Genomic DNA, 20,494 nt, shown 5'->3' with positions numbered 1-20,494 from the left:
GTCCGGAGTTATCCACAGCCTCTGAGAAGACGGATGACTTCGTACGCAACCTGTCGCACGCTGCGGCCATGAATCTCTCACTCGTCAAGACCGACAGCCACCTGCCAGAGCGTCCCTTCACCACGTCCGACATCGAGTCGGTCGCGACCAGCCGATACGCCCTCGCCCAGGCGATCAGCCATGGGGATGTGCGCCGCCCATTCCGGGGCGTCTATCTCGCCGCGCAGGCAGAGGACGATCCGGTGAAGCGGGCCGAGGCGCTCGTGCAGGTGGTGTCCGAGCACCAGGTGATCAGCGATCGAACCGCCGCCTGGGTGCACGGCATCAACACCTTCACCCAGACCGAGATGGCACAGCTCCCGGCCGTGGAGACGTGCGCCCTCCGTGGGCACACGCGCACCCGGCGCCCGGGCACCGACGGCCGCTCGCGCGACCTCCTGCCCGAGGACATCGCGGTCATCGGCGGCGTACGTGTGACGACGCCACTACGCACCGCGCTCGACCTCGGCTGCAACCTGAAGCGGCGGGAGGCGATGGCCGCGCTCAACGAGTTCGCCAGACACCACGGGATCACTCGGGACTCCCTCGACAAGGAGTTGCCCCGCTTTCGCGGGCGCCGCGGTGTCGTCCAGCTCCGCGAGCTCGTCCCGCTCCTGAACCGTCGCCTCGAGTCCCAGCGTGAATCCTGGACCTTGCTCGCGATCAGTGACGCCGGACTTCCTCTTCCCGAGGCACAGGTCTGGGTCGATGTCGAAGGAATCCCGACCTACCGCCTCGACTTCGCCTACCGGCTCGCCAAGGTCGCCATCGAGTACGACGGCGAGGACCACGACGACCCCGACCAACGAATCTACGACGAAGAGCGACGAGGCTGGCTGATCGATCACGGCTGGACGATCGTCATCGTGCGGAAGGGCGACTTCACCGGCGACCGTCTCGACGCCTGGCTTCGCGAGATCAAGGACGCCCTGACCCCGACGTACTCCTCCCGCCGCTTCTGATCGAAGCGTCACCCCCGTCGGCCGAAGCGTCACCCGCGCAAGCCGAGGCGTCACTCCCGTGGGGGGGGGGGGGGGGGGGGGGGGGGGGCGGGGGGGGCGCGGGGGGGGGGGGGGGGGGGCGGCGGGGGCGGGGGGGGGGGGGGGGGGCCGGGGGGGGGGGGGGGGGGGGGGGGGGGGGGGGGGGGGGGGGGGGGGGGGGGGGGGCGGGGGGGGGGGGGGCGGGGGCCCCCCCCCCCCCCCCCCCCCGCCGCGCGTCTGCCGCCAGGAGGTAGGTCGTGGATGGGAGGATGAGCGACGTGGCAACGCAGGGACCCGGTCAGAGCAAGCGCGTACGCGGTCCTCGGGCCCAACAGGGTCCGGGACGACGGCCGCGCGCCCCGATCCCCGCCCGCCCGGCATCGATCGGCGGGATCGGCGGGATCGACGCACTGCGCAAGCGGCTGCGCCGGCCCAAGCTCACCGGCCGGGCGATGATGATCATCGTCGTGGCCGCCGTGATGGTGATCTCCTACGCCTCCTCGTTGCGCGCCTACATCCAGCAGCGCCACGACATCAACGCCCTCCAGACCGAGATCGCCGAGCGCAAGGAACACATCAAGCAGCTCGAGGAGCAGACCCGTCGCTGGGAGGACCCCGCCTACGTCCAGCAGCAGGCCCGGGAGCGGTTCGGATTCGTGATGCCGGGCGAGACGGCGTACGTCGCCCTCGACGAGAACGGCGAGCGCATCCAGACCGAGCCGGAGCTCACCGACCCCGGCAAGGTGGGCAGTGCGGAGCAGCCGAAGGCGTGGTGGGACGATGCGTGGGGTTCCGTGCTGCTGGCCGGTGACCCGCCGGAGCAGACAGGAGACGGGCCGGAGTCGGAGATCGACCCGCCCAAGCAGAAGAAAGACTGAAGACATGGCGATCGATCCCAAGGACGTGTCCGCGATCACGGCACAGCTGGGACGCGAGCCACGGGGGATCCACGAGGTCGGGCACCGCTGCCCGTGCTCGCTGCCCGATGTGGTGACCACCGAGCCGCGGCTGCCCAACGGCACCCCGTTCCCGACGACCTTCTACCTCACCTGCCCGCGTGCCGCCTCGAAGATCGGCACCCTCGAGGGCACCCACGTGATGAAGGACATGGAGGCGCGGCTGGCCACCGACGAGGAGCTCGCCGCCGCCTACGCCATGGCCCACGAGGCCTATCTCGAGGCGCGCTACGAGCTCGGTGACCCGCCCGAGATCCACGGTATCTCCGCAGGTGGGATGCCCAACCGGGTCAAGTGCCTGCACGTTCTCGCCGGCCAGGCGCTCGCCCAGGGCCCGGGCGTCAACCCGCTCGGCGACGAGGTGCTCGAGCGCCTCGGCGAGTGGTGGAAGTCGGGTCCGTGCGTGGATCTCGAGCTGGAGGACGAGGAGCAGTGACGAAGGTCGCTGCCATCGATTGCGGCACCAACACCATCAAGCTCCTGATCGCGACGGTCACGGCCGACGGCCTGAACGAGGACGTACGCGAGGCCCGCATGGTCCGCCTGGGCCAGGGTGTCGACCGCACCGGTGTTCTCGCGGAGGAGGCCCTGCAGCGCGCCTTCGGGGCCATCGACGAGTACGCGGCGCTGATCCGCGAGCACGGTGTCGAGAAGGTGCGCTTCGTGGCCACCTCGGCCACCCGGGACGCCGCCAACGCGGCGACCTTCATCGACGGCGTACGCGCTCGGCTCGGGGTCACGCCCGAGGTCGTCACCGGGGCGGAGGAGGCGGCGCTCTCCTTCGGCGGCGCGGTCCGAAACCTGCGCGGCACCCCGGAGCCGCCGGTGCTCGTGATCGACATCGGCGGCGGGTCGACCGAGCTGATCCTCGGCGACGGGCCGACGCAGAGCGTCGGCGAGGCGGACAGCATGGACATCGGCTCGGTGCGTCTGCACGAGCGTCACCTGCGCTCCGACCCGCCGACGCGGGACGAGATCGAGGCTTGCGTACGCGACATCGACGCCCACCTCGACGCCTGCCCCGTCGACCCGGCGACCGCCAACACCGTGGTCGCCGTCGGAGGCACCATGATCCAGCTGACCATGGGGCTGCTCGAGCTGGCTGCGTACGACCGCACCGCCACCGATCACGCCGAGGTCGCGCCCGACGACGTCTACCGGCTCGTCGACCGCCTGCTCGCGATGACCGTCGACGAGCGCCTGGCGCTGCCCTGGATGCACCCCGGCCGAGCCGACGTGATCGCGGCCGGTGGAGTCATCCTCAGCCGGATTCTGAAGCGCTCGCGCGTCGAGTCTCTGCTGGTTTCCGAGGCCGACATCCTCGACGGAATCGCGTGGTCCGTTAGAGACTAGGCATGTCGGGGGACTTGATCTTGTGTTTGACGCCTAGTTTTGGGTTCACCGGCGTACCCATCAAACAGAACCAAATGCTGTCTCTCGGAAGGTCAAGAAGTGAAAAAGCTCATCCTGCTTGCCATCGCCGCCGCTGGTGTCGGCGTGCTGGTCAAGAACAAGTCTGAGCAGCTGAAGGCCGGCGCGAACAAGGTCACCCATGACCCGCGCGTCCAGTCGGCCCTCGCGACCGCCTCGGAGAAGGCGGCGCCCCTCAAGGAGAAGGCTGCTCCCTATGCCGAGGCCGCCAAGGCCAAGGCCGGTCCCTACGCCGCCACGGTGAAGGAGAAGGCCGGTCCCTACGCGGAGCAGGCCAAGGAGAAGGTCTCGGCTGCTGCCGGGGTCGCCTCCGACAAGCTGCACCGCAACGGCTCCGTCCCGGAGCCCACCACCCCGACGTCCGCTCCGGAGGCCCCGGAACCGACCACGGGCTCGTCCTCGAGCAGCGAGTACGGCGGCTACCCGCCGGCTCCGCCGGTTCCGCCGTCGCCTTCTGCTCCGCAGGCCGGCGTCACCGGTGACCCGCTCACCGACCCGATCGCCCCGGCCGACCCGTACGCCGCTGAGGTCCCGCCGCCCCCGCCGGCCGACCCCGACAAGGCGTCCTACGACGACCTGGGCGGTGGCGACACCGCGGTCAAGCCCACCTCGGAGGGCACGCCCGAGTTCGCTCCCGAGCCGGTCGACCCTCCCGAGGAGGAGAAGGACAAGTGGTTCCGCGGCTGAGCTGCGGCTGACAGCTGATCTGTCATAGCGGGGCCATCTGCGTCACCCGCGGTCCGCCACAGGTGGACCGCGGGTGACAATGGTTTGGTGACCATCCACGCCATCACCGTCCTGGGACACGACCGCCCGGGGATCATCGCCGACACCACCGCCTGCCTGGCCGGACTCGGACTCAACATCGAGGACTCGACGATGACCCGGCTCCGCGGTCACTTCGCGATGACGCTGCTCTGCGCGGGCGAGGCGACGACCCAGGCCATCCAGGCAGATCTCGAGCCGATCGCGGCCGACGGCACCCTGACGGTCACGGTCTACGAGCTCCCCGAGGAGCAGGCGCCGGCCGGCGCTGGCCAGCTCTTCGTGCTCTCCGTCCACGGAGGTGACCGCCCGGGCATCGTTTCCACGGTGACCGCCGAGATCGCCGCCGTCGGCGGCAACATCACCGACCTGACCACCCGTCTCTCCGGGGACCTCTATGTCGTCGTCGCCGAGCTCGAGCTGCCGGCGGACGCCGACGTCGCCGTGCTCGAGGCGTCGATCAAGCGGGTCACCCAGGAGCTCGGTGTCGATGCCACCCTGCGGCCGATCGAGGCCGACGACCTGTGAGCGGCGTCAATGAGCGGGTGCTGGCCTGGACCGAGGCGGAGTTGGGCGTCGAGGGCAAGGTCCTCGAGGTCGTACGCGCTCCCGCACATGTCCTCTCCGTGCCAGGCAAGGACGTCGACCCCACCGCCCCCGAGACCGTCCAGCTCGCCGCCGACCTGATCGCCACCATGCGGGTCTCGCCCGGCTGCGTCGGTCTGGCCGCCGACCAGGTCGGCGTCTCGGCCCGGGTCTTCTGCGTCGACGTCTCCACCCACGTCAAGACCAAGACCCACCACGGGACGTACGTCCTGTGCAACGCGGAGGTCGTCGAGGCCAGCCGCAACGAGAAGGCGCGCGAGGGCTGCATGTCCGTCCCCGACCTGACCGGCGACGTGAAGCGAGCCTCCCGGCTGAAGGTGCGCGGCCAGCTCCCGGTCACCGGCGAGACCGTCGAGATCGTCACCGACGCCTTCGAGGCTCGCTGCCTGCAGCACGAGATCGACCACACCAACGGCCTGCTCTTCATCGACCGCGTCGCCGGCGCACACGCGCTGCACCAGCGCCAGACGTACTTATGACGCTAAGGTCGGCCGCGCGCCCCGGTATCCCAATCGGCCAGAGGAAGGCGTCTTAAAAACGCTTCAGTGTGGGTTCGAGTCCCACCCGGGGCACTCCCGCGATCCGCGGAACATCAGGGTTGTCCCGGACGTTGAGTGAGACACAGGGCCGGTACGCTGGCCACAGGAGCCGCCACCGTGGCGGAACCTTCCAGTCGCTTTCGAGGAGTGACCCCCAGATGCAGAGCAACAACCCGGTGTTCCGTCGGGCAGAGGGCTTCGGGCAGCCGTCGCAGAACGCCTACGGCAACGCGACCTACGGTGGCAACGGCGCGTCCTACGCCGGCTACGGGCAGGACCCGAGCCAGTGGTCGACCGGCGGCCCCGAGGCGCCCACCACGGGCGCCCCCATGACGATCGACTCGGTGGTGCAGAAGGGTGCGATCACGCTCGGCGTGGTCTTCCTCGCCGCCATCGCGACGTGGGTCATGACTCCCGACATCAGCTCCGACGCCAACCTCGCGCCGCTCTACCTGGCCGCGACCATCGGTGCCGGTGCGGCGTTCATCCTGTCGCTGGTCAACTCGTTCAAGCGCGTGGTCAGCCCGGCGCTGGTCCTGGCCTTCGCCCTCGCCGAGGGCATCGCCCTGGGCGCGCTCAGCAAGACCTTCGACGCCCTGTTCGGCGGTGGCATCGTCGTCCAGGCCGTGATCGGCACGTTCGCCGCGTTCGCGGGCACCCTGGCTGCGTACAAGTTCTTCAACATCAAGGTCGGCAACAAGTTCCGCACCTTCGTGATCGCGGCCATGTTCGGCATGGTGGGCCTGAGCCTGATGGAGCTCGTGCTCGGCATGTTCGGCGCCAGCTTCGGCCTGTTCGGCTTCGGCACGCTCGGCATGATCACCGCCATCGCCGGCCTCGCGCTCGGTGTGTTCATGCTGATCCTCGACTTCGACCAGATCGAGTACGGCATCCGTGCCCAGCTCCCTGAGCGTGAGTCGTGGCGGGCCGTCTTCGGTCTGACCGTCAGCCTCGTCTGGATCTACACCAACCTGCTCCGCCTGCTGGCGATCTTCCAGCAGGACTGATCGAACCAACAGAACCGCCCCGCTCCGGAATGGAGCGGGGCGGTTTGTTCGTCGTCAGCGCTGGGCGTGGTGGCGCTCGGCCACCGGGGGAGTCTCGTCGGGACGCTCGCCCCGACGAGGCTCGCGCTGCTCGTTCTCGAAGGAACGGGCGCGGGCCCAGTTGCGGCCGAAGCGGCCACGGGGGCGCGGGGCCGGGTCGATCTCGGTTCCTGGCCGGATGACGGCGCGGAGCGAGGCGGCCGCCAGCGGCATCACCTGCTTGCCGTTGTAGGTCTCCAGGATGGCGTTCTCGTCGCCGACGAGGCCGAGCACCGAGAGCGTCGGCGGCACCAGCACCTCGCCGAGGGCGTGGTAGCCGGCGGCGGAGGGGTGGAACTGGTCGGCGCCGAACCAGAACGCCGGGGTCGCCTTGAAGGCCGGACCAAGGACGTCACCCAGGGACACCGTGTGGCCACCGGCGCGGATGACGTGGAAGATCTGGCCGGCGGCGATACGGATCGACCAGGCCCGCATGATCGACCGCAGCGGCGGCAGGATCGGGGTGGCGGTGCTGAGGTCGGGGACGGTGCCGACGAGCACGGTCACCCCGGCCTCCTGGAGCCGGATGACGGCCTGGGCGAGGTGGCTCACGGCGACCCGCGGGCGCACCCGGCGGATCACGTCGTTGGAGCCGACCAGGATGACCGCGATGTCGGCGTCGGCGGCGATCGCCTTCTCGACCTGCGGGTGCAGGTCGGAGGACTTGGCACCGATCTCGGAGAGGTCGTGCAGGCGCACCGGCCGGTGTGCCTTCTCGGAGACGCCGGAGGCGAGGACGGCGCCGGGCGTGTCCTCGACCTCGGTCATCCCATAGCCCGCGGCGCTCGAGTCGCCGAGCAGCGCGATGCTGATCGGTCGCCCCGGTTGCCGTGCTCCGTACCACCCGGTCGGGGAGGGTGCCACCGGCATCTTGACCTGATGCGTCGCTTTGACGGCAAGCGCCGCTTCCGCGACGAGGACCCCGGCGAACGCGGCCGTCGCGGCCAGAACACCCCCGCCGGCGTACGCGGTCTTGCGTGCCAGACTCTTCTTCGCCACGGGGACCACTCTAAAGTCTTCGGCCCATTACCGGGCACTCAGTATCGGGATATAGGGGATCTCACCTAGTGGACATACGCTGTCGGCATGGAGTACGTGGACTCGCTTCTCGACCTTATTGGCAACACTCCGCTCGTGCGGCTGGGGCGTGCGTTGGACGGCGCCGGGGCGTCCGAACCCGGTGCTGGACCGCTGGTTCTGGCCAAGGTGGAATACCTCAACCCGGGCGGTTCCGTGAAGGACCGCATCGCCACCCGGATGATCGAGGCGGCCGAGGCGTCCGGTGAGCTGAAGCCGGGCGGGACGATCGTGGAGCCCACCTCCGGCAACACCGGTGTCGGACTGGCGATGGTGGCCCAGCAGAAGGGTTACAAGTGCATCTTCGTCTGCCCCGACAAGGTCAGCGAGGACAAGCGCAACGTGCTCAAGGCCTACGGCGCCGAGGTCGTCGTCGCGCCCACGGCCGTGCCGCCGGAGCACCCTGACTCCTACTACAACGTCAGTGACCGGCTCGCCTCGCAGCCCGGGGCCTGGAAGCCGAACCAGTACGCCAACCCCAACAACCCGCGCTCCCACTACGAGGAGACCGGCCCCGAGATCTGGCGCCAGACGGAGGGGAAGATCACCCACTTCGTGGCCGGTGTCGGCACCGGCGGCACGATCTCCGGGATCGGCCGCTACCTCAAGGAGCAGAACCCTGACGTCCAGGTGATCGGTGCCGACCCCGCCGGGAGCGTCTACTCCGGTGGCAGCGGGCGGCCCTACCTGGTCGAGGGCGTCGGGGAGGACTTCTGGCCGGAGACGTACGACCGCGATGTCGCCGACCGGATCATCGAGGTCTCCGACGCCGACTCCTTCGCCTACACGCGCAGGCTCGCCCGTGAGGAGCAGCTGCTCGTCGGCGGCAGCGCCGGCATGGCTGCGTACGCCGCCAAGCAGCTCGCCGCGGAGCTGGCCGGCACGCCGGAGGGCGAGAACGCCGTGATCGTCGTGCTGCTGCCCGACTCCGGGCGCGGCTACCTGACCAAGGTGTTCAACGACGAGTGGCTGGCACAGTACGGCTTCGCGACCGGCGAGGCCGCCAAGCAGACCGTCGGCGACGTGCTCCGCGGCAAGTCCGGCCGGCTGCCCGACCTGGTCCACACCCACCCCGGCGAGACGATCGCCGAGGCGGTGCACATCCTGCAGGAGTACGGCGTCTCGCAGATGCCCGTCGTCCGCGCCGAGCCGCCGATCGTGGCCGCCGAGGTCGCGGGCTCGGTCTCGGAGCGCACCCTGCTGGAGGCGCTGTTCACCGGCAAGGCCAAGCTCACCGACTCCGTCGAGGAGCACATGTCCCCGCCGCTGCCCTCGATCGGCTCCGGCGCCGACGCGCACGACGCCGCCCACACCCTGGGCTCCTCCGACGCGCTGCTGGTGCACGAGGACGGCAAGCCCGTCGGTGTCCTCACCCGCCAGGACCTGCTCTTCTTCCTGACCAGCTCCTGAGGCGGGCGACCCTCCCCCTGGCGGGGGAGGGTCGGGTACGCCATGATGCGTGCTCATGACCGCCTACCCCCACACCCGCCGAGGCCGACAGCATCGCCGATCGGCGCTCGCTGCGGCAGCTCTGCTCACCGTCTTCTCGCTGACTGCGTGTGGCGGCGGCGAGGGCAGCGGCGGCGGGGGTGATCGGCCCAGCGCCGAGGACATCGAGGGCCAGATCACCCAGAGCAGCGGCAACCAGGTGACCGAGAAGCAGGCCGCGTGCCTGGCGAAGACCTACTACGAGTCGGACCTCTCCGACGAGGCGGTACGCCTTCTGGTCGAGGCCGAGGACGTCTCCAAGATCAGCCCGGAGGATCTCTCGGAGGCGGACCAGAAGGCCAGCAAGGAGCTCTACGAGCCGCTGGTGAAGTGCCTGGCGCCGGCTGAGTAGTCGCCGTTCGGCGCCGGCCGGAGCCAGGTGTCGGCCACCCGGGCGAGGTCCTCGCGACCCGAGACCCCGGTCTTGCGGCTGATGTTGTGCAGGTGGGTCTCGACGGTGCGGGTGCTCATCTCCAGGTCCGCGGCCAGCGAGGCGGTCGTGGGTCCCTCCGGGAGCAGCCGCAGCACCTCGCTCTCGCGTCCGGAGAGCCCGATGTGGGCGGCCGCGCGACGGAACATGCCGGCTCGGCTGCCGGAGATCTCGGAGCGCTCCCACGCGGTGTCGAGGGTCTCGGCGGCGCCGGCCAGGTCCCCGGCCTCGCGCTGCAGGATCGCCAGCGAGATCGCGGCCCTGGTCACGAACACGAGGGCTCCGGCATCGGCGAGCTTCACGATCGCCTCGCGGAGGCCGTCGACGTCACCGGCCGCGGTGGTCGCGGCGTACGCTCCCATGCCCTGCAGCAGCGGGCTCTCGGTGCCGGCCGCCAGGCTGGCGGCCCGGGTGATGTGCTTGTTCTCGTTGGCGCCGCGCTCGACCGCCTCGACGGCGAGGAAGATGCCGCCGGTGATGTAGCCGGCGTCCAGGCGCTGGCCGACGAGCTCGCACAGCTCCTTGAGACTGGGCATCCGGCCGCTGGCCGGCGCCATGATGCTGGCCACCATCCCGGGCCAGGGGCCGAAGGCGACCTTCACGCCGCCGATCTGGGAGGCGAGGCTGCGGGCGTACTCCGGGCGGCCCTGCGCCATCGCGATCTCGGCGCCGAGGGTCAGGATGCCGGTGTGGGCGACGTCGCGGTAGGCCGCGACGCTGGAGGAGGAGAGGCTCTGGAAGGCCGCCTGGCTCGCCTCGGTCAGCCGGCCGGCGATGCTCAGACCGAGCACGCAGAGATAGGCATGGGCCTGGATGAGCATGGCGCTCGAGCTCTGGTTGGCCGCCTCGAGCTGCTCGCGGGCGAAGTCGATGCCGCGCTCGAGGTCGCCGCCGAGCATGTCGGCGAGCCCGACGAGGAAGGCGTGCAGACCGGCGGGCAGCGGGTTCTCCGGGCGCTGGCTCTCCAGCAGGTTGCGCGCCTGCTCGACCATCCCGGCGGCGAGGAGGCGTTCGGCGGCGACGACGCCGAGCATCTCGGGGCCGACCGTGTCGCGCGGGTCGGGCTCGACCGTGGGCACCTCGGGGACGTACTCCGTCTGGAACTGCAGGTGGGCGCGGGAGGCCTCGAGCGTCGCGGCGAAGGTGGGCAGCCGCTTCAGCCCGTCGTCGAGCACGGCCTTGGCGGCGTTCAGGTCGCCGAGCTCGACCGCCTTCCAGGTGGCGAACCAGGCCAGCATCCAGGCGGACTCCTGGGTGTCGGTCAGGGGCGTACGCCGCTCGACCTCCTCGATCTGGTCGCTGGGCGCCGCGGTGTTGCGGAGCGCCACGAGCAGCGGCAGCGCCGTCTCGGGTGAGGGCATCTCGGTCCAGGAGCGGCGCGCACGGGTGACCTCGTCGGCCATCTGGCGCAGCGAGCGCTGGTGGAGCAGGGCGGCGTCGGCGCCGCGGGGCCGGTGGGTGGTGTAGTCGAGGAGCGGTTGTTCGGTGGCCAGGTGGTTGCGCGCGATCACCAGCCCGAACGCCGAGCCCTCGGTGATCAGGTAGTCGCCGATGAGCGGCGGGTAGAGGCCGACGACGCCGCTACCCGGGCCGTCCTCGCTGTGCCGTGCCAGGCCGTGCGCGAAGAGCGCGTCGAGCACGTTGCGCTCGATCATCTTCTCGGCCTCGTCCAGCGGCACCGGTCCCGTCACCGCGAGCGCGGTCGCGCCGTCCCAGGCGTCCTGGTCGAGCCCGGCGACCAGCGGCTCGACCGCTGAGGCGAGCTCAGGAGCCCAGCCCGTACGCCGCGGCAGCCGCCACAGTCCGTCGAGCTGCTCCAGCACTCCTGCCCGCGGCCCGACGGTGGCGATCGCGCGGACCAGGCCGAGCAGGCCGCCGGTCGCCATCGCGATCCGGGCCAGGGACCCGGCCTCCACCGGGCCGCCGAGGATCCCGCGGCACACCTCGTGCACCTCGTCGACCTCGAGCGCGGGGGAGCGGACCTGGACCGAGGGGGCGATGCCGAGCATCAGCGTGTTCTCGGCGACGGGGTGCTGGTGGCGGCTGCTGGTCACGGCCAGGAGACGTCGTTGGCGGTGGATGTTGCGCAGGGCGCCGACCGAGTAGGTGTCGAGCGCGTCGGCGTCGTCGATCACCAGGACGGTGCCGTTGCCGAGCTGCTTGCTCAGCGCCGTGGTCATCTCGCCGATGGTGCGACGGGGACCGGTGGGTGTCGCGCTGCCGATGCCGGCGGCGGTCAACGCGGCGAACGGCTCGTTCTGCCAGGCGCGGTGACCACTGATCTGCAGCACGGACCGGCCTTCGTCCTCGAGCCGGTTGGCGACCAGGGAGCAGATCTCGCTGCGTCCGGATCCGCGGGGCCCCACCAGATGGACGCTCAGGCCCGCGCCGACGTAGTCGATGACCTCGTCGACCACCCGCGCGAGGACACCTTCGCGATCCGACATGCTCACCCCCTACCTCAAGGTACATCCAAATGCATACCGGATTTTCTGTGGGGACGCTGTATCGCCCGCGTATTAGGTCTACTGATACGCAGGTTACCTGTTTACAGTACGTAAACAGTCCGTCCGCGACCGCAACCTCTGGGCGCAGATGATGAGATAGTGATCTCACGGGCTGAGGTTCTCCTCGGCCTGCACCACTGAGTGACACCAGGGTGCCGCATCAGCTCCCCCATCTGTATGCGGCCCTGGTGGCACGAAGACCTACAGAGCCCGGCCGTCCCGGACTCGAGGTCGCGATCATCCCCCCGCGGTCGTGACCTCGAGCCCAGGGCGGCCGGGTTCTTTGGCGTTGGCGAGCGTGAACGGTGGCGTGGTTCACAAGGGACGTAAGCCACGACACAAGGGACGTATGCCTAGGGGAGGGGGTGGTGTGGCCGGTGTTGCGGCAGTGACATAGTGACTGGCGTGGACAGCGTCCTGGAGTTAGCCAGGTGGCAGTTCGGCATCGTGACCGTCTACCACTTCCTGTTCGTCCCGCTCACGGTGGGACTCACCATGCTCGTCGCCGTGCTGGAGACGATCTGGCTGCGTACGAAGAACCCTGAGTGGCTTCGGCTGACCAAGTTCTTCGCGAAGCTCTTCCTGATCAACTTCGCGCTCGGTGTGGTCACCGGGATCGTGCAGGAGTTCCAGTTCGGGATGACCTGGTCGGACTACTCCCGCTTCGTGGGGGACGTCTTCGGGGCCCCGCTGGCGATCGAGGCGCTGCTCGCCTTCTTCCTGGAGTCGACCTTCCTCGGCCTGTGGATCTTCGGCTGGGACAAGCTGCCGCGAGCGTTGCACAACGCGTGCATGTGGATCGTCCACCTCGGCACCCTGGCGTCGTCGTGGTTCATCCTGGCGGCCAACTCCTGGATGCAGCACCCGGTCGGCTACAAGTTCAACGAGGTCACCGGCCGCGCCGAGCTCACCGACTTCTGGGCGGTGATGTTCAACAAGGTGCAGCTGGGCACGTTCCCGCACGTCATCCTCGCCGCCTACCTGACCTCGGCCGCCTTCATGCTCGGCATCCTGGGCTGGCTCTACCTGCGCCGGCCGGGACGTGACGGGTCTGAGCGGCCGATGTACCGGCGCGGGATGGTGCTGGCGGCCTGGGTCATGGTCTTCTCCGGCATCGGCGTGGCGGTCTCGGGCGACGTCCAGGGCAAGATCATGACCGAGGTGCAGCCGATGAAGATGGCGGCCGCGGAGGCGCTGTGGGAGACCTCCGACTCGTGCGCGCCGTTCTCGATCCTGACCATCGGCACCCGCGACGGGAAGCACGAGAAGTGGGCGCTCGAGGTGCCCTGCGTGCTCTCCTTCCTCGGCACCGGCACCTTCGACGGCAAGGTCGAGGGCATCTACGACCTGCAGGAGAAGTATCGGGAGACGTACGGCTCGACGCCGGGCGCGACCTACTACTCACCCGGCGACTACACCCCCAACATCCCGGTCACCTACTGGACCTTCCGCTGGATGATGGGCCTGGGCGTCGTCGGTGGCCTCATCGGGCTGGCGGTGCTGTGGTTCACCCGCCGAGGACGTACGCCGACAGGGCTGGTCGGGCGCTTCCTGCCCGCGCTGGCGATCTCGGCGCCGGTGATGGTGCTGCTGGGCAACTCGATGGGCTGGATCTTCACCGAGATGGGGCGTCAGCCATGGGTGGTCTTCGGGGTGCTGACGACCGCCAACGGCGTCTCGCCGGGCGTCGAGCCCTGGGAGGTGTGGATGTCGCTCCTCGGGTTCACCGCGCTCTACGCGGTGCTCGCCGTCGTCGAGGTCGGGCTGCTCATCAAGTATGTGAAGAAGGCTCCGGACCCGTTCGTGGAGCCACCCGACCCCTCCCTGCGCGGCTCCGACTCGGATGCCGACGAGCCGATGAACTTCGCGTACTGAGGAGCCTGCGATGGAACTCACGACTGTTTGGTTCTGCCTCATCGGCGCCATGTGGATCGGCTACTTCGTTCTGGAGGGCTTCGACTTCGGCGTCGGGATGCTGCTTCCGGTGCTGGCCCGCGACGACCGCGAGCGACGGGTCATGATCAACACGATCGGCCCGGTCTGGGACGGCAACGAGGTCTGGCTGATCACTGCGGGCGCAGCGACGTTCGCGGCGTTCCCGGAGTGGTACGCCACCCTGTTCTCCGGTTTCTACCTGCCGCTCTTCGTCATCCTGATCGCCCTGATCGTGCGTGGCGTCGCCTTCGAGTATCGCCACCAGCGGCCATCGGTCACCTGGGCCGGCTGGTGGGATCGCGCGGTGATCTTCGGCTCCTACGTCCCCGCGTTCCTGTGGGGCGTGGCCTTCGCCAACATCGTGCGCGGGGTGCCGATCGACGCCGACTTCGAGTTCACGGGGACGGTGCTGACGCTGCTGAACCCGTACGGCATCCTCGGCGGACTCGTCACGCTGTCGCTCTTCGTGACCCACGGTGCACTGTTCATCGCGCTCAAGACCGACGGCGAGATCCGCGGCCGGGCTCGTGCGCTGGCGCTCAAGGTCGGGGTGGTCGCGGCCGTGCTCGCCGTCGTGTTCCTGGTCTGGACGCAGGTGCTGACCGGCAATCTCGGCACCGCGATCCTCTTCGTCCTGGCTGCGCTCGCGCTCGTGGGCGGGCTGGCTGCTGCGTACGTCGGTCGTGAGGGGTTCGCCTTCGCCGGCACCTTTCTCGCGATCGGGCTCGCCGTGGCCGGGCTCTTCGCCGGGCTCTTCCCCGACGTGATGCCCTCGACCACCGACGTCGCCAACTCGCTGACGACGACGAACGCCGCGGCGACGCCCTACACGCTGAAGCTGATGACCATCACTGCAGCAGTGTTCGCGCCGCTCGTGCTCGGTTACCAGGCCTGGACCTACTGGGTCTTCCGCAAGCGGATCTCGATCCACCACATCCCCGCCGCTCATTGACATGCGTCCGAACGACCCGCGACTGCGAGCCCAGCTGTCGGTAGCCCGGCGGCCGCTCGCCGTCGTGGTGGCGGCCGGCGTGCTGGGTGCGGTGCTGCTGATCGCCCAGACGTACGCCGTCACCGGACTGCTCATCTCCGCGATCCGCGACACCGGGTCAGTGAGCGGCTGGGCCCTGGCGGTCGTGGCCGTCTTCGCCGGGCGCGCCCTCGTCGGGGTGGTCTCCGACGTGGCCGGTGCGCGGGCTGCCGGTGTCGTCGGCGCGGACCTGCGACGCCGGGTGGTCGGCGCGATCCTGCGCGGCCGGTCGGAGAGCTCGGGCTCGCTCTCGGCGCTGGCCACCCGCGGGGTCTCGGCGGCCGAGCCGTACCTGACCCGCTATGTGCCGGCGCTGGTGCTGGCGTGCGTCCTGCCGGTCATGGTGCTCGCGGTGATCGTCTGGACCGACCCGCTCAGCGGTCTGATCGTGGGACTCACGCTGCCGCTGATCCCGATCTTCGGTGTGCTGGTCGGGCTGGCCACGCGTGACCAGGCGGCCAGCCAGTGGCGGGCGATGTCGGCCCTGGCCGGTCACTTCCTCGACGTGATGAAGGGGCTGCCGACCCTGGTCGCCTTCGGTCGCGCCACGGCCCAGTCCCGTGTCATCGCCTCGATCACCGACCGCTACCGCCGCCGCACCCTCGAGACCCTGAAGATCGCGTTCGCCTCCTCGGCCGTGCTCGAGCTCGTCGCGACCATCTCGGTCGCCCTGGTGGCGGTGATCATCGGGGTCCGGCTCGCCGCCGGCTCGGTCGACCTGCAGACGGCTCTCGTGGTCCTGCTGCTCGCCCCCGAGGCCTACTGGCCGCTGCGTCGCGTCGGCACCGAGTTCCACGCGGCCGCCGAGGGTACGGCGACTCTCGAGGCCACCGCGGACCTCTCCCGAGACGTCACCCGCGTCGGACGAGACGTCACCGACTGCCATCTCGACCGACCGGAGCGACGCCTCGGCATGTCTCTCGATGAGGTGGGGGTGACCTATCCGGGGCGCGAGCGGCCGGCGCTGGCGCCGGTCTCCGCGACGGTCCCCGCTCGGGGGATCACCGCGATCGTCGGCCCGAGCGGTTGCGGAAAGTCCACGCTGCTGGCGACGATCGCGGGCCTCCACGAGACGTACGCGGGCTCGGTGGAGCTCGACGGACAGACGCCGGCCGCGGGCGACGAGTGGCGACGGCGGTTCGCCTACCTGCCTCAGCGTCCGGTGTTCGTCAGCGGGACGATCGCCGACAACCTGCGGCTGGGGTCGTCCGAGGCGACCGAGAGCGACCTGTGGCGCGTACTCAAGCGGGTCGCCCTCGCCGACAGGATCGCCGACCTCCCCGGCGGTCTCGGCGCCGACCTGGCCGAGGACGGCCGCTCCCTCTCTGCGGGTGAGCGGGCCCGGCTGGCGCTGGCCCGCGTCGTACTCTCCGATCGTTCCTGGATCCTCCTCGACGAGCCGACCGCCCACCTCGACCCCGACACCGAGCGGATCATCGCCGACACCGTCGCCGACCTCGCCCGCGACCGCGCCGTCGTCCTCGTCGCCCACCGCGAGGCGCTGATCGACATCGCCGACCAGGTCATCACCCTCTCCGCCGAGACCCCGCCCGCCGAGACCGTAGAAGCGGCGGCCGAGACTGCAGAAGTGGCGGACGAAAGTGGAGTTTCGGCGCCCACAACTACCGATTCGCCCGCCACTACTACCGATTCGGCTGCCAGAAGTGAGGGCTCGGCGCGGAGGGCGCTGTGGGGGTCGGCGGTGGTCGGCGGGCTGAGCTGGGCGTCGGGAGTGGCGCTGACGGCGCTGGCGGGATGGCTGATCATCAAGGCCTCCTACCATCCGGTGATCCTGACGCTGGTGGCCGCGATGGTGGGGGTGCGTACGTTCGGGATCGCGCGGCCGGTGCTGCGCTACCTGGAGAGGTTGTGGTCGCACGACAGTGCGCTGCGGCTGCTGGCCAGGCGACGGGTGCAGATCTACGACGCGCTGATCCCGTTGGTGCCGGGTGCGCTCCCCGGCCGACGGGGCGACGTGCTGGCGAGCGTCGTCGACGACGTCGACGCGGTGCTCGACGAGGAGCTGCGGGTGCGGCTGCCGATCCGGGAGTACGCCGTTGTGGCTGCCCTCGCGGTTCTGGCGACAGCGCTCATCGACCCGGTCGCCGGGGCCTTCACCCTGGCCACGGTGCTGGCGGCGGGCGCCGCCTTCGGGATCGCGTACGCCGGAGCAGCACGCGCCGAGAACATCTCGGTCACGGTGCGGGCGAGGGTGTCCGAGCAGGTGGTCGAGGCGACTCAGACGGCGACCGAGCGCCGGATGTGGCAGGCGAGCGAGCCCGTGCTCGACACCCTCGACGACCTGGCCGGCGCAGCCACCAGGGCGACCACGACGGCGGCGTCGGCCTCTTCGCTGGCCAAGGCCATCGTGCTGGTGACCGCCGGCGCGGCGGTTGCCGCGACCGCCGCCTACACCACCGTCGGCGACGGCCCGATGCTCGCTCTGCTCACCCTGGTCCCGCTGGCGCTGGCCGAGCCCGCGGCGACGCTCGCCGACGCCGGTGCGGCCCGGGCACGCACCCGTGCCGCGCAGCGCCGTCTCGACGACCTCACCAGTCGCCCGCCGGCGGTCAGAGCCCCGGAGCACCCCGAGCGGCCCACCCACGACACCACGATCACGATCACCGGCGTCACCGCCCGCCCGGGCGACGGCCAGAGCGTCGAGCTCCCCGATCTGCACGTCGAGCCGGGCGCGCGGATCGGCATCGTCGGCCCGTCCGGCTCCGGCAAGAGCACCCTGGCCGCGCTGCTGTTGCGCTTCCTCGACCCGGACACCGGCACCATCACCCTCGGCGGCCGGTCGACGCGTGACATGGACCCACAGGACGTACGGAAGATCGTGGGTCTCGTCGACGACGACCCGCACGTCTTCGCCTCGAGCCTCGTCGAGAACGTCCGCCTGGCCAGGCCCGGAGCCACCGACGAGGAGGTCGAGCAGGCGATCCGGCGCGCACACCTCGGCGACTGGCTCGATGCCCTCCCCGCAGGGATGCAGACCAGGCTCGGCGACGGTGCCGCCGAGGTCTCCGGCGGAGAGCGGGCCAGGCTGGCGGTGGCGAGGTCGCTGCTGGCAGGGCACAAGGTCCTGGTCCTGGATGAACCTTTGGCTCATCTCGACACCGCGACCGCCGCGTCGCTGGCGCGTGAGGTGCTCGCGCGGGAGGATGGCTCGACGGCTGGCGCAGAGCCTGGTCCGCATGGCGGCACGAAAACCGTATTGTGGATGACTCACACATCGACCGGACTGGGGCTGACCGATACCGTGGTCTCCCTTCAACGAATGGGGGAAGTGAGACGGTGTTGACCGAGACAAGGACGATCCGGGTCTACCTGCTCGACGACCACGAGGTCGTGCGCCAAGGGTTGACGACACTGCTCGACAGTCATGACGACATCGCCGTCGTCGGCCAGGGTGGCACCACCGCCCAGGCACGCGAGGACATCGACCGCCTCCAGCCGGACGTGTGCGTGCTCGACGCCCGCCTGCCCGACGGCTCGGGGATCGAGGTGTGCCGTGAGGTCCGTGCGGCCTACCCGGAGATGCTCGCGCTCATCCTGACCTCCTATGACGACGACGAGGCGCTCTTCTCGGCGATCATGGCCGGCGCCAAGGGGTACGTCCTCAAGGACATCCGCGGCAACGACCTGGTCGAGGCGATCCGCACCGTCTCCGGTGGCGGCTCCCTGCTCGACCCGCTGATGACCGCGAAGGTCATGGAGAAGATGCGCAACCCTGATGGGGAGTCGCCGCAGATGCAGGCGCTCACGCCTCAGGAGAAGCGTCTGCTGGCGCTCATCGGCGAGGGCCTGACCAACCGCGAGATCGCCGGCCGGATGTTCCTGGCCGAGAAGACGGTGAAGAACTACGTCTCCAGCATCCTGGCCAAGCTCGGCGTGCAGCGACGCACCCAAGCGGCGCTGATGGCCAAGGAGCTGCTCCACCCCCGCAAGGGAAACTGAGTCAGACCCCAGCGGTGATCGGCACCTGCCAGACGAGCTCGGTGCCGCTGGGTGAGCGCGGGCCGATCTCGAGCTGACCGCCGAGCTGGACCGCGCGACAGCGGGCGTTCTTCAGCCCGCTCTCCTCGGCCTCGTCGGGGACGCCGCTGCCGTCGTCGCGTACGACCAGCTTGATCTCGTCGTCCTGAAGGGTCAGCTCGATCTGAGCGCTGTGGGCCTGGGCGTGCCGGGCGAGGTTGGAGACCGCCTCGCGCAGGACCGGCAGCAGGTGGTTGCGTACCGAGTCGGGCACCGCGGTGTCGACCGGCCCGGTGATCTTGATCTCCGGGGTGAAGTCCATGACGCCCGCGTACTCCCGGACGACCCCGCGCACTTGCGCCCGCAGCGAGGAGGGATCGTGGTTGCTGAGGTCGAAGATGGATCCGCGGATGTCCTTGATGGTCTGGTCCAGTGCGTCGACCTGCTCGGAGAGCCGCTGGGGCAGGTCCTCGACCCGCTGCGGGTTCCGGCCCAGGGCCTCGAGCTGGATGCCGATGGCGAAGAGGCGCTGGATGACCACGTCGTGCAGGTCACGGGCGATCCGGTCGCGGTCGGTGATGACGGCGAGGTCGGCCCGGTCCTCGACCGCACGGAGGCGGTCCAGGGCGAGCGCGGCCTGGCCGGCGAAGCCGAAGAAGAGCTCGCGTTCGTGCTCGTCGTGGGCGGCGCTGGCCTTGTCGTAGATCGCCAGCAGCGCGCCGCGGCCGGCGAGCGTGGACCGCACCGGGGCGACCACGACATGGAGCCCGTCGACCTCGAGGTCCAGTGGCTCGACGATGCGGCGGTCGATCAGGTGCGGGACCTTCTCGGTGACTGCCCGGACCCGTTCCTCCTGGCCGGGCGCGGCAGCGACTCCGGAGACGATGCCGTGCTCGATGCGGGTGCCGGCGCCGACCCCGATCGCGCGCATCAGCGGCAGCGCGGTCTCGCACATCCGCTCGAGCGCGACCAGGTGGTCCAGCGGCGGGGTCAGGGCGCGGCTGAGCTCGGCGCTCGCCTCGAGCCACCTGCGGCGCTGCTCGCTGAGCTCCAGCTCGCGCACCTTGTCGATCTGGGCGCCGGCGGCCCGGGCCAGAGCGACGACGAGCTGCTCGTCGTGGCTGGTGAACTCGGCACCGCCGACCTTCTCCGACAGCAGCAGGTGGCCGAAGTCACGGCCACCGATGCGCAGTGGCACCTCGATGAACTTGCGCTTGCCGGGGTCGCCGGTACGCAGCGCGTGGCTGCCGCCGCCATCATGCGTGCGAGGTGAGACCAGCAGGAGAGGCTCGGGAGCGGTGATCCCTCGTGGCCGGGTCGTCGAAGCCGGCTCATCGTCGTCGCCGTCGTCATCGACGCGGGCCCGGCGGCCCCGGCTCTTGCCCACGACCTGCAGCGTCGGCTCCTGCTGGTGCCCGTAGGTGATCAGGTCCTGCAGGTCGCCGTCGGGGCTGAGGACGCCGAGGGCGCCGTAGCTCGCCCCGGTGAGCTCGCAGGCGGAGCGGGTGATTCTCTCCAGCATGGCGCTCAGGTCGAGCTCGCTCGACATCGCGATGACCGCGTCCAAGAGCGAGCGCGCCGATGGCTCCAGACCGGTCAGGTCCTCGGTCGCGTCAGTGGTCACTCGTCAGAGTCTGTCGTGCTGGAC

Annotated in this window: 17 protein-coding genes and 1 tRNA gene; 15 read left to right on the top strand and 3 right to left on the bottom strand. The window is 70.2% G+C overall.

Going from position 1 to position 20,494, the window contains the following annotated elements; genetic code table 11:
• Positions 1–68: 68 nt before the first annotated feature.
• From ACIO3S_RS03105 to ACIO3S_RS03065, 9 genes are all read left to right on the top strand, one after another.
• The gene (locus ACIO3S_RS03105; RefSeq protein WP_400459295.1) at positions 69–1,001 is read left to right on the top strand and encodes a DUF559 domain-containing protein; all 933 of its coding nucleotides are present in this window, start codon (positions 69–71) and stop codon (positions 999–1,001) included.
• Positions 1,002–1,297: 296 nt separating this feature from the next.
• The gene (locus ACIO3S_RS03100) at positions 1,298–1,897 is read left to right on the top strand and encodes a septum formation initiator family protein (protein WP_350714280.1); all 600 of its coding nucleotides are present in this window, start codon (positions 1,298–1,300) and stop codon (positions 1,895–1,897) included.
• A gap of 4 nt (positions 1,898–1,901) precedes the next feature.
• Positions 1,902–2,411, top strand: a complete 510-nt coding sequence (locus ACIO3S_RS03095) for a DUF501 domain-containing protein (RefSeq protein WP_400459292.1) — start codon at positions 1,902–1,904, stop codon at positions 2,409–2,411.
• Positions 2,408–3,328, top strand: a complete 921-nt coding sequence (locus ACIO3S_RS03090; protein WP_400459289.1) for an exopolyphosphatase — start codon at positions 2,408–2,410, stop codon at positions 3,326–3,328. The genes ACIO3S_RS03095 and ACIO3S_RS03090 overlap by 4 nt, the downstream gene beginning before the upstream one ends.
• Positions 3,329–3,427: 99 nt before the next feature.
• Positions 3,428–4,093: a hypothetical protein gene (locus tag ACIO3S_RS03085; RefSeq protein ID WP_400459286.1), complete on the top strand. Its 666-nt coding sequence runs from the start codon at positions 3,428–3,430 to the stop codon at positions 4,091–4,093.
• A gap of 87 nt (positions 4,094–4,180) precedes the next feature.
• Complete coding sequence (locus ACIO3S_RS03080; RefSeq protein ID WP_400459283.1) at positions 4,181–4,699, top strand: glycine cleavage system protein R; 519 nt, start codon at positions 4,181–4,183, stop codon at positions 4,697–4,699.
• Positions 4,696–5,256 (top strand): peptide deformylase, encoded by a 561-nt coding sequence (def, locus tag ACIO3S_RS03075; RefSeq protein ID WP_400459280.1) that lies wholly within the window; start codon positions 4,696–4,698, stop codon positions 5,254–5,256. The genes ACIO3S_RS03080 and def overlap by 4 nt, the downstream gene beginning before the upstream one ends.
• Before the next feature lie 18 nt (positions 5,257–5,274).
• Positions 5,275–5,349 (top strand) — tRNA-Leu (locus tag ACIO3S_RS03070).
• Positions 5,350–5,474: 125 nt separating this feature from the next.
• Positions 5,475–6,323, top strand: a complete 849-nt coding sequence (locus tag ACIO3S_RS03065) for a Bax inhibitor-1/YccA family protein (protein ID WP_400459277.1) — start codon at positions 5,475–5,477, stop codon at positions 6,321–6,323.
• A gap of 54 nt (positions 6,324–6,377) precedes the next feature.
• On the opposite strand, the gene ACIO3S_RS03060 is transcribed toward ACIO3S_RS03065, so the two are convergent.
• Complete coding sequence (locus tag ACIO3S_RS03060) at positions 6,378–7,400, bottom strand: SGNH/GDSL hydrolase family protein (RefSeq protein ID WP_350842712.1); 1,023 nt, start codon at positions 7,398–7,400, stop codon at positions 6,378–6,380.
• A gap of 87 nt (positions 7,401–7,487) precedes the next feature.
• Between ACIO3S_RS03060 and ACIO3S_RS03055 the strand changes: the two genes are divergently transcribed.
• Positions 7,488–8,888, top strand: a complete 1,401-nt coding sequence (locus ACIO3S_RS03055) for a cystathionine beta-synthase (protein ID WP_160025018.1) — start codon at positions 7,488–7,490, stop codon at positions 8,886–8,888.
• A 55-nt stretch (positions 8,889–8,943) separates the two neighbouring features.
• A complete protein-coding gene (locus ACIO3S_RS03050; RefSeq protein ID WP_400459273.1) occupies positions 8,944–9,318 on the top strand; it encodes a hypothetical protein in 375 nt (124 codons plus the stop codon).
• On the opposite strand, the gene ACIO3S_RS03045 is transcribed toward ACIO3S_RS03050, so the two are convergent.
• Positions 9,279–11,843, bottom strand: a complete 2,565-nt coding sequence (locus ACIO3S_RS03045) for a LuxR C-terminal-related transcriptional regulator (protein WP_400459270.1) — start codon at positions 11,841–11,843, stop codon at positions 9,279–9,281. The two genes, ACIO3S_RS03050 and ACIO3S_RS03045, sit on opposite strands and share 40 nt — an antisense overlap.
• Positions 11,844–12,308: 465 nt before the next feature.
• On the opposite strand from ACIO3S_RS03045, the gene ACIO3S_RS03040 reads away from it, so the two are divergent.
• The 4 genes from ACIO3S_RS03040 to ACIO3S_RS03025 are packed head-to-tail and all read left to right on the top strand — an operon-like array spanning position 12,309 to position 18,828.
• Positions 12,309–13,778 carry a cytochrome ubiquinol oxidase subunit I gene (locus tag ACIO3S_RS03040; RefSeq protein WP_400459267.1) on the top strand — a complete coding sequence of 490 codons (1,470 nt, stop codon included), beginning with the start codon at positions 12,309–12,311 and terminating at the stop codon, positions 13,776–13,778.
• Positions 13,779–13,788: 10 nt separating this feature from the next.
• Positions 13,789–14,790: a cytochrome d ubiquinol oxidase subunit II gene (gene cydB / locus ACIO3S_RS03035; protein ID WP_400459264.1), complete on the top strand. Its 1,002-nt coding sequence runs from the start codon at positions 13,789–13,791 to the stop codon at positions 14,788–14,790.
• 1 nt (position 14,791) lies between these two features.
• The gene (gene cydD, locus ACIO3S_RS03030) at positions 14,792–18,172 is read left to right on the top strand and encodes a thiol reductant ABC exporter subunit CydD (RefSeq protein ID WP_400459261.1); all 3,381 of its coding nucleotides are present in this window, start codon (positions 14,792–14,794) and stop codon (positions 18,170–18,172) included.
• Positions 18,166–18,828: a response regulator transcription factor gene (locus tag ACIO3S_RS03025; protein ID WP_350714305.1), complete on the top strand. Its 663-nt coding sequence runs from the start codon at positions 18,166–18,168 to the stop codon at positions 18,826–18,828. The genes cydD and ACIO3S_RS03025 overlap by 7 nt, the downstream gene beginning before the upstream one ends.
• A gap of 1 nt (position 18,829) precedes the next feature.
• On the opposite strand, the gene ACIO3S_RS03020 is transcribed toward ACIO3S_RS03025, so the two are convergent.
• Entirely contained in the window at positions 18,830–20,470 is a 1,641-nt protein-coding gene (locus tag ACIO3S_RS03020; protein WP_400459257.1) for a GAF domain-containing sensor histidine kinase, read from the bottom strand.
• Between the last annotated feature and the right edge of the window lie 24 nt (positions 20,471–20,494).

The organism is Nocardioides sp. NPDC087217 (genome assembly GCF_044744805.1).
Taxonomy (GTDB): domain Bacteria; phylum Actinomycetota; class Actinomycetes; order Propionibacteriales; family Nocardioidaceae; genus Nocardioides.
This window is presented reverse-complemented; position numbering and strand designations above follow the sequence as displayed.